The following is a 17,019-nucleotide window of genomic DNA, read 5'->3' on the forward strand; positions in this document are numbered from 1 at the left end:
CAAGCACGGCGACCGGGGCAAGTTACGTGACTTGCTCTTGAATGCTCTCACTCATCCATCTATGCAAAGTGGCTACAGAGTGCTCTGAATTGACCCCGTGATTCGGGTCGATTACCAGTGGTCCGGGTGAGTAGCCTCGTGATTTCAATCCGCGATGAACGGATTCGACCAGACGGATGTCTTCTGCCACAGTGGTGTCGCGGTCCTGAATCGCCAACTGACGAATTGCCTCCGTATCTTCGGAGTTTCTTGTAAACCAGCCTCGCCAGACTCTTACGTGCTCGGCATCGACCGGTCGCCAGTGGTAAGTGTTGAGAATCTGTCCGGGATACACCTGAAATGAGAACATCGGCCAAAGGTACCAGCTGGAATAATCATTGGCAAACGGTACGGATGCATCAATCGCATAGGACATTGATTTCTGCGTTCGTGCCTGAGCGGTATGTCTGAGACAATAACCTTGTGGCTGGATGTCATAACGGTCCGGTCTGATTACTCCGGTCGAGAAACTGGGGTGATTCAACGCACAGTGATAGCATTCAGAATAGTTTTCAATGGAGACTTTCCAGTTACAGTTCTCGTCGATTTCGATCCATTCGATCGGGGTGAGCTCACTGCAGTCGGGCAAGAATTCCTCCATCTGCTCGCGTACTCTGGGAAACCAGCGGTCCATCGGTTCGCAACTGGAATCCATGTTGACAAATATGAAATTGAGGAAAACTTCTGTCCGAACCTCGGTCAGTCGGATCTTGCTACAGTCCAATGCCTTGACTGCCTTCAAGTTCGGTCCGAATCGAAGATTGCCCGAAAGATCATAGGTCCAGGCGTGATAAGGGCATGTCAGATTCGTTACTGAGCCGCATCCGCTGACCAGAGGATGCGCCCGGTGCTGGCAGACATTGTAGAAAGTGCGGATGCGTGAGTCTTCCCCCATCACGCAGAAGAAGTCCTCACCGAAGAGCTCGAATGCAAAGTAATCGCCAACTGCTTTCAGTTGGCTGGCATGACCGGCAAATTGCCAGGTCGACGTGAACAGGGTATTGGACTCCCTTTCGAATATTTCGGGATCCGAATAATAACTCGGGTCGAGGGCGAATACGAGTCTGTCATTCATGCAGATGTTACTCCGTAAGCCTGTCTGATTCGTTGCGACCGCATTATAAGGAAAGTTTTACCCATAGTGGTTGAAACGACTTCAGGCTTCTGTCTGGATTTTCGAGCCATGACTTGTTATCCCGGAGCGGTTTTGAGCCCGACCGCACAGTCTTTTCCCGCCCATCGACGACACGGATTTGCGGTTGGCCAAAACAAAATCCGCTGCAGGCGTGGGTTTCGTGATATTCTCACGCGCTTTCAGGGATCATCCGCTTGTTCTTGCGATGAAAATCATGTTTCCCTGGTGAATTCGTAAGTGCCAACCTCTCGTGACAGCAGGGATATGAGCGATGCGTGAACAGTCTTACATGCAGCAAGCGGGGGCTGGAATTTCCAATGAATGAGCAAGTTATACCATCTCATGCCAGGGTGGTGATAATCGGTGGCGGGATCATGGGTTGCGGACTTGCCTATCATCTGGCGCATGAAGGTATGCGGGATTCGGTGTTGTTTGAAAAATCCGAATTGACTTCCGGCAGTACCTGGCATGCAGCGGGCCAGATCACACAGTCAATCAGCTCGGTCACCCTGGGACGATGTGTGGACTATAACATCGGGCTGTATTCCCGGAAACTGGAATCTGAGACAGGGGTGTCGACGTCGTGGCACGGTTGCGGCTCGTTGCGACTGGCCTATACGGAAGACGAGAGAGACTGGCTCTTATTTACCATGTCGGTTGGTCGATCGCTGGGATTCCGAATGGAAATTGTCGGGCCTGATCGTATCAGACAATTGCATCCTTTCTACAACATGGACGGGGTACTGTGTGCATTGCATACACCAGACGACGGGCATGTCGACCCCTCTGGCGTCACCCAGGCACTGGCGGTTGGCGCCAGGAAACTCGGTGTCAGAATAATTCGCCGCTGTCGAGTTGTAAATCTTTCCATGCAAGCCAGTGGTGAATGGTGCGTGGAGACTGAGTGGGGGGACATCCGTTGCGAGCATGTTGTCAATGCCGCTGGAACCTATGCACGACAGATTGGCGAATGGAACAGTCTGCAACTCCCCATGACTTCAATGACGCATCACTATTTTGTTACCGACCCGGTGGAGCAGTTTGTGGACCTCGACCGCGAGTTGCCAGTTGTCCGAGACGATCGACACGTATCTGGCTACATCCGAATGGAGCAGAAGTCAGGATTGATCGGCATCTACGAAAAAACCAACCCCAGATCAGTATGGGAGGAACATTGTCCGTGGGAGGCTGAGAATGAGTTGTTTGCGCCTGACTATGAGCGAGTGATGCCTTGGCTGGAACAAGCAATGGATCGCATGCCGATTCTCGGAGAAGTCGGAATACGACGGGTTGTACATGGGGCAATCAGCCACCCACCGGATGGCAATCCACTGATTGGCCCTGTGGCAGATGTTCCAAACTACTGGTGTTGCTGCGGTACGCAAATTGGCATTGGTTGGGGACCTGGATTGACCCGTGCTCTGGCACAGTGGATGGTCCATGGTTCAGCCGATATCTCAATGCGTGAGTTTGACCCGCGAAGATTTGGCTCATATGCAGACAAGAGCTGGCAAGTGATCAAGGCCAAGGAGGACTTCAAGCTTCGCCACGAAATCCCGTTTCCTCATTTCAATCGAATGGAAGGTCGCCCGGTCATCTGTTCGCCGCTCTACAGCCGCCTGAAAGGGAAAGGTGCGGTCTTTGAAGATATCAGCGGTCATGAACGACCCCGTTGGTTCTCGCGGGATGATGTCCCTCAACGCGACCATTATTCGTTTCGACGTTCACCGGTTCACGATTGTGTAAACGAGGAGGTGGCGGGTGTTCGCAACCGCGTTGGAATCATGGATATTTCGGCATTTGCGAAAGTGTTGGTTACAGGAACTGATGCCACGGACTTTCTTGATAAACTGTCTACCAATGTTCTGCCACGCAGCGACGGGGGAATAGTACTGTCGATGTTTTTGAATCGCCGCGGTCGAATCGAACTGGAAACGGTTATCGTCAGAATCAACCGAGAAAGGTACTACTTGATTTGCGCCGTTTTCTACGAGCGCAGGCTGCTGGATCATCTTGGCAGGCATCGAACGAACGAGTGCGTTCAATGGGAAAACCTCAGTGAATCGTGGTCGGCCATCGCAATCAACGGGCCCCGGTCACGAGATGTGCTCAAAAAGTGTGTTTCTGCAAATTTGGAAAACTCGGAATTTCCCTGGTTCACAGCACGGCAGGTTGAAATCGCTGGTTATAATGCGCTGTGTCTGCGAATGTCCTATGCCGGTGAACTTGGCTGGGAACTGCATATGCCCAGTCCGGCGGCGTTGCCGATTTATGACGATATCGCAGAGTCGGGACGCGAGTTCGCAATGGTCGATTACGGTTCATTCGCAATGAATGTTCTGCGACTGGAAAAAGCGTTCAAAGGCGCAGCTGAGCTTACAAACGAAGTTTCAGTTGCCGAAGCAGATGTACTTCGATATGTAAAGTTGGATAGATCGTTCGTAGGGATTGGCGCAACTGCACTCGAACCGATCGCTCAGTTGCGGTGGATATGCGCATACCTGGAAATTGAAGCGGATGGACACTCGGATGGACATGGTGGTGAGACAGTGTTGCTTGGAGACCGGGTGGTCGGATCAGTGACGTCAATTGCATACAGCCACACCATGCAGACGATACTTGCCTTCGCATATGTTGATCCCGAAGTCTATACTTCACAGGAACCATTATCGGTAGTCATACAGAACAATCTGAGAGACGCCAAATTGCTGAGCGAGCCGGCTTATGATCCGGAGCGTAAGAAACTTCAAATCCAGGAACTATGATGCAGAGTAATGAAACCATGCGGGCTATGGTCCTGTCCGGACATGGTGGGTTGGACCGATTATCACTGAAAACTGACTGGCCGATACCGAAGATCACCAATTCCGAGGCACTGATCAGGGTCTTGGCTTGTGGATTGAACAACACCGATATCAACACACGTATTGGCTGGTATTCGAGAGAAGTTACCGGAGCGACGGATGACTTGTTGGATGACTCAATGAACTCCGAGGACGCGACTTGGGGCGGAGTGGCGTTGAAGTTCCCCAGAGTCCAAGGAGCAGATGTCTGTGGCATCGTCGAGCGGGTTGGCAGTGAGGTGGATTCGGGATTGATCGGCAAACGTGTCCTGATCGATACGTGGCTACGCGACTGGAGCGATCCGCATAATCGAAACAGATGTGGCTACTTTGGATCTGAGAGCAACGGTGGTTTTGCCGATTTTGTTGCGGTACACGGGAAGAACGTACATCCGATACAAAGTGACCTGAGCGATGCCCAGCTCGCGACATTCGCGACGTCAAGCATGACTGCTGAAAATATGCTGAATCGAGCCAACGTCGGCGCAGACGATCGGATATTGATTACCGGCGCGTCCGGTGGAGTTGGCTCCGCACTGATTCAGTTGGCCAAGCGACGGGGTGCACAGACGATTGCGATGGCGAGTGTGCAAAAACACGAAGCCTTGCGCAGCGCAGTCGCACCAGACGTGTTACTGCCCAGAAACTGCGAAAATCTGTCTGATTCGCTCAGACTTGCGACCGGGCACGAGACTGTCAGCGTTGTCGCAGATATAGCAGGAGGCAGGGATTACTGGCCGAAACTGATCGACGTACTGGAGCGAGGTGGGCGCTATGTTGTCTCCGGTGCGATTGCTGGACCGATCGTCTCACTTGATTTGCGTGACCTGTATCTGAAAGATCTGACATTTTTCGGTGTGACTGTTCCGCTGCCCGGTGTGTTTGCTGATCTTGTAGGGTATATTGAGCGCGATGAAATCAAGCCTGTTCTTGCTGCAGAGTACAGACTTGAGGAACTTCGCGAGGCGCAGGCGGCATTTATCGCGAAGAAACATATCGGAAACATCGTGGTTACGATGTAGGATCGGAGCAATTGTCGGTTCGGTATGGGTTGCGACCTCATCGGTTGTGACCGTCCTAACGCCAATTGTTCAGGATGCGATCCTATAGCGGAGGAAAATTGAAATGGTCGATCTAAGTCACAATGGCGATTGGGAAGCGCGTGCAAACAGGGTGTTGCCTGCCGGTGACTATGGCAACTTCGGTTCGCCTGTTTTCGTAAAACGAGGTCAGGGCAGTCGGGTATGGGACGTCAATCGTCGTGAATATATCGATTATCTGATCGGTTCCGGACCCATGCTGCTCGGTCATGCGCATCCCGAAGTGAACGAAGTGGTACAAGAGCAGATTTCACTTGGGACGACGTTCTTCACCAGCAATACTCATGGAATCCAGCTCGCGGAAGAGATATGCAATGCGGTTGCTTGCGCCGAACAAGTCAGGTATGTATCAACCGGCGGCGAGGCGGACATGTATGCGATGCGTCTGGCGCGGGCGTTTACAGGGCGAGACAAGATCCTAAAGTTCGAGGGTGGTTATCACGGGATGTCTTCCGAGGCGCAGATGAGTCTGGCACCGGTATCGAAGGCCGACTATCCGCGCGCCCAACCGGACAGTGCCGGAATCCCTCAATCGGTACAAGCGGAAATGCTGATCGCTCCGTATAACAATTTGGAATTTGCGGCTTCACTGATCGAACAATACCGAAATCAGATCGCTGCCATCATCGTTGAGCCACAGCAACGGGTCATACCCGCAGTTCCGGGTTTCTTGGAGATGCTGAGAGCCAAGAGCGATGAATATGGCATCGTGCTGATTTTTGACGAGGTGGTCACGGGGTTTCGATTCGCATACGGCGGCGCGCAGGAAACTACTGGAGTCATTCCGGATCTCTGTACGTTGGGGAAAGCGATTGGAGGCGGTTTTCCATTGGCGGCAATCGCTGGGCGGGAACAGATCATGCGACACTTCGATAAGGAAATTATCGGTGCTGGCAATTGGCTTATGATGGTGGGTACTCTGTCAGGCAACCCTGTCGCTGCCGTAGCCGGATTGAAGACTCTGGAAATTCTGCGCCGCGAGGGTGCTTATGACACGCTTCGAAAAAATGGCGAAACAGTCAAGCAGATACTGACGAGACAGTTGAAGAAAGCTGGTATTCCGCATAAAGTTGTTGGTCATCCAACCGTATTCAACGTCATTTTCGTTGATAGAGACGTCGACGATTACCGTGATCTGCTGGTGGAAGATGCATCAGCTGCGGCGAAATTCCAATCTCAACTGATCAAGAACGGAATTCTTCGGGCTGCAGGAAAATTCTATGTCAGTCTTGCGCTGGAGCAACGGGATTTTGATGCGACTGAATCTGCAGTGGAGTCTGTAGTCGAAGCCATCGCACAGTCCTGACTTGGGGTGCGGGTCTGACGATCGGCGTCAGGTGACTGTACTTTCACCCACCCGGTCGAATTGCAAGCTCAATTCAGTGCGCTTGACGGTTACAAACAGATTTCCACCATTGGATAGGGTGCCGAACAGCAATTCGTTTGCCAGTGATTTCTTGATCTTTTCCTGAATCAGACGACTCATGGGCCGTGCGCCCATAGCGGTGTCAAATCCGTTTTCCCCCAGCCACTGCCTGGCCTTTTCGTCGACATGCAGCTGGACACTTCTTTCCTTGAGCTGCTCTTCCAATTCCATCAGAAACTTGTCTACGACAAGCAATATTGTCTTTTTGTCCAATGAGTTGAAACGGATTACGGAATCGAGCCGATTTCGGAACTCGGGGGTGAACAGACGCTTTATGACTTCCTCATCGTCATGTGAATGATCCTGCTCCCGGAAACCGACTGATGAACGGGAGATCTCAGCGGCTCCGGCGTTGGTGGTCATGACAATAATCACGTTCCTGAAGTCAGACTTCCGCCCATTGTTGTCAGTCAATGTTCCGTAGTCCATCACCTGCAACAGGACGTTGAACACATCCGGATGGGCTTTTTCGATTTCGTCCAGCAGCAAGACAGCATGAGGTGACTTGTTGATCGCTTCGGTGAGCAACCCGCCCTGATCGAATCCAACGTATCCTGGAGGTGCGCCAATGAGTCTGGAAACTGTATGTCGTTCCATATACTCCGACATGTCAAAGCGAATCAGCTCGATTCCCAATGTCAGGGCCAGTTGTCGCGATACCTCGGTCTTACCCACACCGGTCGGTCCGCTGAACAGAAAAGAGGATATGGGCCGATTCGGGTCGCTCAACCCGGATCGTGACAGTTTGATCGCACCAGCCAAGGCGTCTATTGCCTCATCTTGTCCGAATACAACCAGTTTCAAGTCCCGTTCGATCACTTTCAGAGATTTCACATCATTCGTCGAGACTGATCGCGGCGGAACACGGGCGATGCTCGACACTATTTTTTCTATCTCTTTCACGCCGATTGAATTCTTTCGTTTGGAAGGTGGCAACAATCGGGCACGGGCACCGGCTTCGTCTATGACATCAATCGCCTTGTCCGGAAGCTTGCGATCTGTGATATATCGTTGTGCAAGCTCGGCAGCTGCCCGGATTGCGGGATTGGTGAATCTGACGTCATGATATTTTTCGAACTGTTTTTTCAACCCTCGCAGAATCTTGACTGTCTCCTCGGTCGTGGGTTCGACGACATCAATTTTCTGGAAACGACGTGACAGCGCCCGGTCTTTCTCAAAAATGCCCCGATATTCCTGATAGGTTGTCGATCCCATGCATCGAAGTTCCCCGGAGACCAGGAGTGGTTTGAGGATGTTGGATGCATCCACAGTGCCACCGGATGCCGCCCCCGCACCGATTACTGTGTGAATCTCGTCGATGAACAGGATTGATCCGGGATTTTTGTGTAATGCCTTGATGACTGCCTTCAATCGCTGCTCGAAATCCCCGCGATACTTTGTTCCCGCCAATAACGACCCCATGTCAAGGGTATAGATTGCGCATTCTGCGAGGACGGAGGGAATTTCACCTTCAACAATCCTTTTCGCCAATCCTTCAGCAATCGCGGTCTTGCCGACGCCGGCATCACCTACCAGCAATGGATTGTTCTTTCTTCGACGACAGAGTATCTGGACTGTACGCTCAATTTCCGATATACGACCGATCAGTGGATCAATTTTGCCGTTGAGTGCGGATTCGTTGAGATTGCGGGTGTAAAGCGCAAGCGGGCTACGTTTCGAATCTTCAGGATCTGGCAAATCCTGACTGAGCGGGTCGTCGTCAGTTTCGAGGTTGGACTTGCTGATTCCGTGCGATATATACCGCACGACATCATAACGCTGAATCTCCTGCGAGTGCAGGAAAAAGACTGCGTGGGATTCGTTTTCCCCATAAATTGCGATCAATACATTCTTGCAACAGACTTCCTTGTGATTGGCACTTTGGACATGGATCATTGCCCGTTGCAGTACACGTTTGAATCCATGGGTCGGCCTAGGCTCGTAGTTTTCCTCTTCTTCTACTGTGGGAATGTTATTGTCTACGAAATTCTGCAGGTCGTTGCGCAGCTCGTCCAGATCACCGCCGCACGCCTTGAGGATTTCCCGAACCGTGTCATCTTCGATCAGAGACAGCAACAGATGCTCTACGGTTACAAACTCATGATTGCGAAGCGTAGCAAGGGAAATCGCGAAATTCAGGGAATTGTCGAGGTCGTCTGAGAACATTTATTCCGGTTCCATTGTGCACTGAAGGGGGTGTTGGTAGCGGCGAGCGAACTCAAGCACATCGCGCACCTTCATCTCAGCAACCTCCCGGGCGAATACACCACAGACGCCACGTCCGTTGTTGTGGACATTGAGCATGACTGTTATCGCCAGTTCTTCTTCCATGAGGAAAAGATTTCTCAGAACATATACTACAAATTCCATCGGAGTGTAGTCATCATTCAGGAGCACCACCTTGTATAGACGCGGTTTCTTTAACTTCGGTTTTGCCTGCTTGACGTGACCGACTTCCCTAATCGGAATGATGTCACTCATATTCAACCTCAGTTTGCGACATTATGTCGGATTGCAAGGATAGGATTGCTTGATGTGGATATCGCATGGGCGGCTGTCAACTCGCACAGGATTATATATTAGGGACGCAAGGAAATTAACTGTGAAAAATGCCGACAGACGTATCTCTTTACGGAAAATATTGCGTTTCGCGTTGCAGGCGCATAGCCGTTTTTTTGATGATGTGGCTGCATTGAATCGAATCGACGGATTTTCGGCATGGTGAATGCTTGCCTACTGCGTGAGGAGATGTAAGGGGGTCAGAGAACTTGAAAGTGAGCGTCTTTAATCCTGCCGTCAAGTCCGTTGGTTGCGAGTATATCGTTGGGGCAGGCTGAGAAAGCAAAAACACAGTCCATCAATGCCTGAAACTGAACGAAATCACCCGGTTTTGTTTGAGGGGGCAGATAAGATAAATCCCCGTCATTGGTCCATGGAATGTTCATGAAAACATTGATTGGGCACGGAGTTTCAGAAATATTGAACCCGATTTCTGCCATGCAGCTTGCCAGGTTGTCGGTGCAGTTGTCGTGGTACTCGATGCAACCGAGCAGCTGATATCGGTAGGCGTCGCAGGCGGACATCAGCATATCATGTATGCCTGGTGACGTATCCTCCTCGACCTTGACAATCGGCCGTCGCTTATTGGTGTAGAGTGAATCTCCGGGGCGGAAATTCAGATTCAGCAATGTCGGCCGCGTATGCTCATTCGACTGAAATTCGTTCAGATCATTTCGATTGAATATCCAAGTGTCGACCACCTGAGAACCGTGGGTATCAATTACGCGAATTGATTGGCCTTCATTCAGGACAACGGCCTTTCCCTTTCTTGCTGGGATCACTGACTTATCTGCCATTGCGCTTCTCTTCAAGATGTCTGTTGAGCGGTGCGCGGGATACAGCGCACGGGTTCAATTGTACATCACCGTTCCGGCAGCGGGGCTCAGGTGTTCAGGTTATAAACAAATCGACTCTCTCGCACAACCGGTCGTGTCGCGAAATGCAAACGTTTGAAGCTCTATGTCAATTACAGCTAGAACATCGTCCCTTGACTTCGACGATCAGCTTGTGGGGTATAAACTCCTCCCATTCATCAAGTGAGTGAAAACGGCCTGCTAACTTCAAGTTCGACAATTCTCTCACTGCCCGGCAATTGTTGCAAATGGCCACGGCGAATTGCCCCATATCGTGCTCTTGATTGCAGGCAATATATGCATTGAGACTTTCCACCTTGTGAATCAGACCACATTCGAGCAGTTTTTTGAGTTCTCGATAAATCTGGCTCGGAGCGCGCAGACCATGCTCTGTGAAAGCGTCAAGAATGTCGTATGCGCTTTGCGCGGATTTCTTCTCTCGAAGATAGTCGTAAATCAGTTGTTGCCTCTGTGTTATTGGTTTCATGACGAGTCTAAACCGCCTTGCTGCTACGCCGGCCAAACTTCCTGATTATTGTGGTAGTGATCATGCCGACAATAAAAATCCCAACCGCGTTGACGACAATACTCGGACCCGGTGGCGTATCGAATTCGACAGACGACAGAATCCCCAGTATTACTGAGATTACAGCAAAAACCGTTGCCAGAGCGGCCATTTGTTCGGGCGATCTTGCAAAATGACGAGCTGCCGCCGCCGGAATGATCAGTAATGAAACCGTTAGAATAACACCAACAATTTTCATCGCGATCGCTACAATTGCCGCCATCAGCACCATCATCAGCATTCTAGCATTGAACGGCTGCATGTTTTCTGCAGTGGCCAGCTCCTCGTCAACGGTCAGGCTGATCAGGTTGCTCCACTTGCGAATCAGCACGAAGATAATCACTACACCACCGCTATATATCATCGCAATTTCGCTCCAACTGACCGCTAGGATGTTACCAAACAGAAAATGGAGTATATCCACCCGAACCCAGTACATCAGCGATACTATAACCAGTCCTATGGCAAGAGTCGAATGAGATAGTACACCAAGAGTGGAATCTGCCGAAAGAATTGATTCTTCACCACCACGTCCGACTATCAATGCGATCAACAAACATATTGCGAAAACTCCAATGAGAAAATTGATGTCCAACGCAAGTGCCAAAGCGATACCGAGCAGTGCGGAATGCGCAATTGTGTCACCGAAGTATGCAAGTCTCTGCCAAACTACGAAGCAGCCAAGTGGACCGGCAATGACGGCGAATCCGATTCCAGCAATCAGTGCGCGGCTTATGAAATCATCAAAAACTTCGATCATCGTTTCGTCTTTCAGGCCAGATTACCGACGCGTCTCATTGCAAGACGCCAATGCTGCCATCGGGAAGATGACTATGGTCGTGATGATGTCGATAAAGCGCATGCGAACGGGCTGCTTCCTGCCCAAAAAGTTCTTCGAACGATCGATCGTTGACAACATGGACTGGTGTCCCGGCACAGCATATATGGCAGTTGATGCATATGACCTCATCGGTTTTGGCCATGACCATGTGCAGATTGTGACTCACCATCAGAATTCCGCAGTTCAGGCGGTCTCTGATTTCGACGATTTGATTGTAGAGTTTGATCTCCCCCTTGAAATCCAATCCTTGGGATGGCTCATCGAGTAGCAGCAGATCCGGTTTCCTGAGTAGCGCACGGGCGAACAGTACTCGTTGAAACTCGCCGCTGGAGAGTTCCTGCACGGGTTGGCTGGCTGTATGGAGAATATTCATCTCGTCTAGTGCTTCATCCACCTCAATAGCGTCGAATTTCTCGGTCATATTGATCAGGCGGCGCGCGGTCATTGGAAGTGTGGGAGCGATGGTGACGAACTGAGGTACGTAACCAATTCTGACGTTATTGTCTCGAAATACCGATCCCTTGTCGGGTTCAATCGAACCCGAAATCACTTTAACGACTGTTGTCTTACCGCTTCCGTTCGGCCCGATCAGCGAAAGGATTTCGCCTTGCCTGACAGAAAGATCAATGTCTCGAATCAGCCAACGTCCGTTTCGAATCACACCGGCGGATTGTAACCTTGCAAGCATTGGAATCGTACCGTAATGAATGGTAATTTGAGTGAGATGAAGTTATTCATGCAGAATAGTGTAATGTTATAATATAACATTTTATAACGTCACTAATATAGGGTAATTAAGGTCAATTATGAAGCGAATACATTTAGTTTTACTGATTTTGGTCGCATTCGCGAACGCGGCGGTGGCCGACAGCAAGATCGTCGTCACCATCAATCCGATTCACAGTCTTGTTGCCTCTGTGACAGATGGGTTCGATGTTCCTGAACTCCTGATCGGAGGTGCGAATTCCGTTCACGGATACCAGGTAACGCCTTCCAATGCAAGATCGTTGGAGAATGCTGATATTGTTTTTTGGATCAGCCCGTCCTTGGAATCCACTTTGACTCCTTCAATCTCCAACTTGTCGGAGGAGACAACAGTGATCGAGGTTGGTATGATGCATGGCTTGAAACTTTACGAAACGCGGGAGTCTCCGAATGGACATGATCACGGGCACGGGGGAGGACACGAAGAGGAACATGGACACGATGATGGACACGAAGAGGAACATCACAGTGAACATGATGATGGACACGAAGAGGAACATCACAGTGATGCGGATGAGCACCATGGGCATGATGACGGACACGGGCATGGTCGCTATGACATGCATGTCTGGCTAGACATTGAAAACGCTAAGGCAATCACTGAAGAAGCAGCTGAGCAGCTTGTCCAAGTCTATCCTCAGCATGAGGCACTGTTTGTGTCGAACATGAACAAAACCCTTCAAAAACTGGATGCTTCGGAAGTGGAAGTACGCAGCTTGTCCAGTTCATTTGCAAGTTCACCGTATGTGGTGTTTCACGACGCATATCAATATTTTGAGAAAATGCTGGGATTGAACAATGTTGGCACAGTTACTGTAAATCCAGAGTATTCACCCGGAGCGAAGAGGCTGTTGGAACTGCGCGAATTGATCAGCGAGACCGGCGCCACCTGCGCATTCAAGGAACCACAGTTCAGTCCAAGAGCATTGGAAGTGATCGGTGAAGGTACTGATCTGCAAATCGGAACAATGGACCCTCTAGGGGCAGATGTTGAGCCCGGACCGAATGCTTATTTTCAAATCTTACGCAATTTGGCAAACTCTCTGAAAGATTGTCTGGGTTGATTCGCATCGGCATCTTGAACGTTAAGAATGAGGTATCAGAACAGCGACTCATTTGCCTTCCGAATTGGTATTCTTGAAGCTCAATCTGATAAGCCCGTATCCGTGAGGGTGCGGGCAGGTTGCTCTCACGAAGGAAGTCGGCAGATTGTTTACGACAGTCTGCCGTGCGGTGCGGATGCCATATACCATGAGATCGAACGCGGATTGAATTGCTCTGCTTCAATTCGAAAAAGAGAATGAATCTCCCCGATTGAAGAGATTGATGCACAAATGACGAGTGATCACGCTTGATGCGCTGCATTCGACGCACGAGACGGTGGATTTGATATTCGATGGCAAGGCACACTATATGTTCACGCTCAAGGACAACACTTCGCTGTAGCTCGACAAGGCAAAGTCGATGCGCTGGTCGAGTCACAAGGTGCGGCATTACTGCGAAGATCTCGACAAGGCGCACGGGCGTTTGGAGCAGCGTCACATTGCAGTGCTTGAGGTCAATGATCCGAACCGCTTCGATTTCAAACGGGTGCGGCAGGTGTTTCGCATCGAACGGGACCGCGAGGTGCTCAAAGACCCCGGTAGCGCAAGCGCTGAGACGGTATTTGGCATTACATCGGTAGCGGCTGAAAAAGCGGATGCACAGACACTATTGGCCTGGAACAGAGGACATTGGCAGATCGAATCAAATCATTACATACGCGACAAAACATTCGGGGAAGACGCCAGTTTGAATCGAACCGGAAACGGGCCGAGCAACCGTGCGATGTGTAACAACATTGCACTGGTGCTGATCATCAAACAGAACCGCTTTGATTCCGTTCCACAGGTGCTGCGATCCGCTTGCGGATGCGTTCGCATTCGATAAGGGCTTGCGCGGCCGTACCGACGCGTACGGCGTGATTTTCAAAATATCCGTCGGAACTGACCGATAATAACCGTCACAGCTGAAGTGATGTTCGTTTTGTTGAATGCTGCCAGCCGAGGATTTTGGCGTGTAAAAAATAGCATGGGAAAGACCTGACCAGGCTGATGGTACACCGAGCATCAAGGTTATGCCGCTCACCCCCAACATCAGCCAAAGCGAATTGACGATGTAATCTGTCAGAACCGTACTTGCAAGGTGTTGCCATAATTCGGCATTTTCATTGGAACAACATTGGAAAAAATGTGCAGCGCAATAAAAATAATTGGAATGGCAACGACACAGGCGATCAATGGCGAGGATGCCTCCAGCACTGTTGACAGGGAAAATGAATATCGAATGCGACTTATCATGAGGTTTTGCGAGGGCAAAAAAGCAACGCAGGTCAATCGAATCGGTCGGTGTCAGTAAAGCTCTGTCTTAAGTTAAGGTTGCTAAGAAAGGGGTTAGTCCGACTTAAAAAACGTTTTTGACAGATTCCAACTCAACTCGATTTAACCTGCGCTAACGTCAAACATTACGCGGCTCGGTGAGGCTTTAAATTCTAAATAGTTCTTCTCCTGTCATTTATTGCGCTGTGTTCCCGATACGCATTAATTTCGAAACCGGCAGAGATTGCATGTGCTCACTTTCAAAGGGGATGTAATCGAAACCAGTAACATTCATTACGCGAGGTGGTTTTTATTTCCACCCGGCGCGATCCATCACCTTAACCGCCTTGCGGTTGTTGACTCCAAGTTTGGACAGATTCAGATCGTCGGACTTGAAATCGCCAAATGACTTTAAGATTTCCGAAATTTCAGTTCCCGGAACCACCGGATATTCATGATTGACTGCAGCGTACCACTGCTGCGATTGAGGTTCGAGAAGAAATTCAATCAACGCGACAGCATTGTCCAGATTTTTGGTATGCTTGATAATCCCGGCACCGCTGACATTGATGTGCGTGCCCCGGTCTGACTGATTGGGCCAGAAAACTTTTACACGAGAAGCCAGTTCACGGTCTTCAGATTTTTCGCTGGCAGAAAGACGGCCGAAGTAATATGTGTTTGCGATCGCCAGATCACATTGGCCTGCGGCAACCGCTTTGATCTGATCGGTGTCACCGCCGGTAGGCGGACGGGCGAAATTTGGAACAAACGCAGTTGCCCATTTTTGTGTTTCCGACTCTCCGATCGCTTCAATCATCGATGAGACCAAAGACTGGTTGTAGATGTTTCCAGATGAGCGTATGCAGACTCTGCCTTTCCAATGCGGGTCGACAAGCGCCTCGTATGTGGAAAGCTTGCCTGCGTCGACCCGGTCTTTTGCATAGATAATTGTTCGCGCCCGTTTTGAAAGGGCGGTCCAATAGCCATCAGCATCACGCAGATGCTCTGGAACAGCTGTGTTCACAGCATCGCTATTGAGTTGCATGAACACTTCGGCTTCTTTCGCACGATGCAAACGACCCGCATCGACGGTAATAAAAACATCTGCAGGGGTCGCCGCTCCTTCAAGCTGAATTCGCTTTAACAATCCATCGGCCTTGCCGGTGACCAGGTTTACCTTGACATTGTGCTGTTGCTCGAAGCGTTCGAGCAAGGGCAGAATCAGCGCTTCCTTTCGGGCAGAATAGACATTGACTTCACCGGCGTCGGCAGCAGCCAGACCGGGAACAAAACACCCTGTAATAATAAAAATGCCAACTGTAAGACTGTGGCTAAGTATTTTGAGCTGTTTTTTCATAATAAATTTTCCGAATCGCGAATTGTAATTGATAATTGTTCTCATTCATGTCCGAAGTCGCATAGCATTTACAGCAACAATTCGAACCTTTCTGTAAATGATAATCGTTATCATTTACAGAAGTCAAGTTTTTTAAGGAAATAATATTGATAAGTTGAAACAGTGGCATTTTTAGAATAACTTTCTACTGTCAAAACAGGAGATTAGTTAGATAAGTATTATTGCGGACAAGCGAAAAAGCGACGGGAAACGAGTTGGCCTCTATGAGTTCATGAAGCGATTTGATTCCGAAAAAAACGCGATGACGTACATTGAATTTCTCCGATGGTCAGACGGTCGGCAGTGCCCTAAATGTGAGTTGAAAGAAACCAGTGAAGCGACGCACAAATCAATGCCCTATTGTTGCAAGTTGTGCCGAACGCAAAATCTGGTGAAATATGAACAAGAATCTGGTGAATACGAACGCGATTCTGGCGAAATATGAACGCGATTCCGGTGAAAATGAACATCGCAGTTGTTCACCGAACTGCAAACCGTTAGAGGTCCGTTAACGCCCGCTTTTCTCAGCACAATTTGACTATGTTGACGCCTTTGGTTTCAATCGTAGATTTGACTACGCAAATCAACCAAGAGGATAGTAGACATGAGCAGAAGGAGAGTTGTGATGAGAAATCATTTGGAGATACTGCGCTTACGACATGATTGCGGCCTGACGGTACGCCGCATAACGGAGGTATTGGGGCTGAGCACCGCAGCGGTGCACAAGGTGTTCAAAGCGACAGGACAAACCGGTATAAAGTGGCCGTTGCCGGGCGGTTTTGATGAAGATCAGTTAGGGTTGCTGCTGTATGGCAAGTCGTCACAGGCGGCTTCGTCGTTTGAAACTGACTTTGACTGGGTACACCGGGAAAAGCAGAAAAAGGAGGTCACGTTGCGGCTGTTGTGGTATGAGTTGCAGCAGCAGGGGTTAGGCTGCAGTTATTCGCATTCTTGCGAGTTATATTTGCGCTGGAAGAAAACCAGGCAGCTGTCCATGCATCAGGTTCAGCTGTGGATACCGGATGAACTGACCCCGCCATGTCGGGCATCGGCAATGGGACAGGAAACCGGAAACGACCTGCATGGCGGCACTGCCACTGTCCCCGGTGGAGGATGATAGCCTGAGTGCGCCCGGCGAC

Annotated in this window: 14 protein-coding genes; 6 read left to right on the top strand and 8 right to left on the bottom strand. The window is 50.1% G+C overall.

Annotation, left to right across the window (positions count from 1 at the left end; genetic code table 11):
* Positions 1–22 precede the first annotated feature (22 nt).
* A complete protein-coding gene (locus OXI60_06150; protein ID MDE0309398.1) occupies positions 23–1,114 on the bottom strand; it encodes an aromatic ring-hydroxylating dioxygenase subunit alpha in 1,092 nt (363 codons plus the stop codon).
* A 377-nt stretch (positions 1,115–1,491) separates the two neighbouring features.
* Between OXI60_06150 and OXI60_06155 the strand changes: the two genes are divergently transcribed.
* From OXI60_06155 to OXI60_06165, 3 genes are all read left to right on the top strand, one after another.
* Positions 1,492–3,939: an FAD-dependent oxidoreductase gene (locus OXI60_06155; protein ID MDE0309399.1), complete on the top strand. Its 2,448-nt coding sequence runs from the start codon at positions 1,492–1,494 to the stop codon at positions 3,937–3,939.
* A complete protein-coding gene (locus OXI60_06160) occupies positions 3,936–5,039 on the top strand; it encodes an alcohol dehydrogenase family protein (protein MDE0309400.1) in 1,104 nt (367 codons plus the stop codon). Before OXI60_06155 ends, OXI60_06160 begins: the two co-directional genes overlap by 4 nt.
* 103 nt (positions 5,040–5,142) lie before the next feature.
* Positions 5,143–6,423 carry an aspartate aminotransferase family protein gene (locus OXI60_06165; protein ID MDE0309401.1) on the top strand — a complete coding sequence of 427 codons (1,281 nt, stop codon included), beginning with the start codon at positions 5,143–5,145 and terminating at the stop codon, positions 6,421–6,423.
* Between the two features lie 27 nt (positions 6,424–6,450).
* Here OXI60_06165 and clpA read toward each other — a convergent pair whose 3' ends face one another.
* From clpA to OXI60_06195, 6 genes are all read right to left on the bottom strand, one after another.
* Positions 6,451–8,709, bottom strand: a complete 2,259-nt coding sequence (gene clpA, locus OXI60_06170; GenBank protein MDE0309402.1) for an ATP-dependent Clp protease ATP-binding subunit ClpA — start codon at positions 8,707–8,709, stop codon at positions 6,451–6,453.
* On the bottom strand, positions 8,710–9,024 hold the full coding sequence (clpS, locus tag OXI60_06175; protein ID MDE0309403.1) for an ATP-dependent Clp protease adapter ClpS: 315 nt from the start codon (positions 9,022–9,024) through the stop codon (positions 8,710–8,712).
* A gap of 278 nt (positions 9,025–9,302) precedes the next feature.
* On the bottom strand, positions 9,303–9,899 hold the full coding sequence (locus tag OXI60_06180; GenBank protein ID MDE0309404.1) for an urea carboxylase-associated family protein: 597 nt from the start codon (positions 9,897–9,899) through the stop codon (positions 9,303–9,305).
* 166 nt (positions 9,900–10,065) lie between these two features.
* Entirely contained in the window at positions 10,066–10,443 is a 378-nt protein-coding gene (locus OXI60_06185; protein MDE0309405.1) for a hypothetical protein, read from the bottom strand.
* Between the two features lie 7 nt (positions 10,444–10,450).
* Positions 10,451–11,281 carry a metal ABC transporter permease gene (locus tag OXI60_06190; protein MDE0309406.1) on the bottom strand — a complete coding sequence of 277 codons (831 nt, stop codon included), beginning with the start codon at positions 11,279–11,281 and terminating at the stop codon, positions 10,451–10,453.
* 34 nt (positions 11,282–11,315) lie between these two features.
* On the bottom strand, positions 11,316–12,050 hold the full coding sequence (locus tag OXI60_06195; protein ID MDE0309407.1) for an ATP-binding cassette domain-containing protein: 735 nt from the start codon (positions 12,048–12,050) through the stop codon (positions 11,316–11,318).
* 118 nt (positions 12,051–12,168) lie between these two features.
* Between OXI60_06195 and OXI60_06200 the strand changes: the two genes are divergently transcribed.
* Together OXI60_06200 and OXI60_06205 are read left to right on the top strand one after the other, a co-directional pair.
* Positions 12,169–13,191: a zinc ABC transporter substrate-binding protein gene (locus OXI60_06200; GenBank protein MDE0309408.1), complete on the top strand. Its 1,023-nt coding sequence runs from the start codon at positions 12,169–12,171 to the stop codon at positions 13,189–13,191.
* 421 nt (positions 13,192–13,612) lie between these two features.
* Positions 13,613–14,056, top strand: coding sequence for an ISAs1 family transposase (locus OXI60_06205; protein MDE0309409.1), 444 nt, complete (start codon positions 13,613–13,615; stop codon positions 14,054–14,056).
* A gap of 738 nt (positions 14,057–14,794) precedes the next feature.
* Here OXI60_06205 and OXI60_06210 read toward each other — a convergent pair.
* Positions 14,795–15,841: a Fe(3+) ABC transporter substrate-binding protein gene (locus OXI60_06210; GenBank protein ID MDE0309410.1), complete on the bottom strand. Its 1,047-nt coding sequence runs from the start codon at positions 15,839–15,841 to the stop codon at positions 14,795–14,797.
* 664 nt (positions 15,842–16,505) lie between these two features.
* Between OXI60_06210 and OXI60_06215 the strand changes: the two genes are divergently transcribed.
* Positions 16,506–16,997, top strand: coding sequence for a hypothetical protein (locus OXI60_06215; protein ID MDE0309411.1), 492 nt, complete (start codon positions 16,506–16,508; stop codon positions 16,995–16,997).
* The last annotated feature ends 22 nt before the right edge of the window (positions 16,998–17,019 follow it).

It is taken from the genome of Acidiferrobacterales bacterium (genome assembly GCA_028820695.1).
GTDB lineage: Bacteria > Pseudomonadota > Gammaproteobacteria > Arenicellales > JAJDZL01 > JAJDZL01.

Excerpts from the sequence above, each read along its gene's own strand:
- OXI60_06150 (MDE0309398.1), bottom strand. The coding sequence starts at position 1,114 with ATGAATGACAGACTCGTATTCGCCCTCGACCCGAGTTATTATTCGGAT.
- OXI60_06155 (MDE0309399.1), top strand. The coding sequence starts at position 1,492 with ATGAATGAGCAAGTTATACCATCTCATGCCAGGGTGGTGATAATCGGT.
- OXI60_06160 (MDE0309400.1), top strand. The coding sequence starts at position 3,936 with ATGATGCAGAGTAATGAAACCATGCGGGCTATGGTCCTGTCCGGACAT.
- OXI60_06165 (MDE0309401.1), top strand. The coding sequence starts at position 5,143 with ATGGTCGATCTAAGTCACAATGGCGATTGGGAAGCGCGTGCAAACAGG.
- clpA (MDE0309402.1), bottom strand. The coding sequence starts at position 8,709 with ATGTTCTCAGACGACCTCGACAATTCCCTGAATTTCGCGATTTCCCTT.
- clpS (MDE0309403.1), bottom strand. The coding sequence starts at position 9,024 with ATGAGTGACATCATTCCGATTAGGGAAGTCGGTCACGTCAAGCAGGCA.
- OXI60_06180 (MDE0309404.1), bottom strand. The coding sequence starts at position 9,899 with ATGGCAGATAAGTCAGTGATCCCAGCAAGAAAGGGAAAGGCCGTTGTC.
- OXI60_06185 (MDE0309405.1), bottom strand. The coding sequence starts at position 10,443 with ATGAAACCAATAACACAGAGGCAACAACTGATTTACGACTATCTTCGA.
- OXI60_06190 (MDE0309406.1), bottom strand. The coding sequence starts at position 11,281 with ATGATCGAAGTTTTTGATGATTTCATAAGCCGCGCACTGATTGCTGGA.
- OXI60_06195 (MDE0309407.1), bottom strand. The coding sequence starts at position 12,050 with ATGCTTGCAAGGTTACAATCCGCCGGTGTGATTCGAAACGGACGTTGG.
- OXI60_06200 (MDE0309408.1), top strand. The coding sequence starts at position 12,169 with ATGAAGCGAATACATTTAGTTTTACTGATTTTGGTCGCATTCGCGAAC.
- OXI60_06210 (MDE0309410.1), bottom strand. The coding sequence starts at position 15,841 with ATGAAAAAACAGCTCAAAATACTTAGCCACAGTCTTACAGTTGGCATT.
- OXI60_06215 (MDE0309411.1), top strand. The coding sequence starts at position 16,506 with ATGAGAAATCATTTGGAGATACTGCGCTTACGACATGATTGCGGCCTG.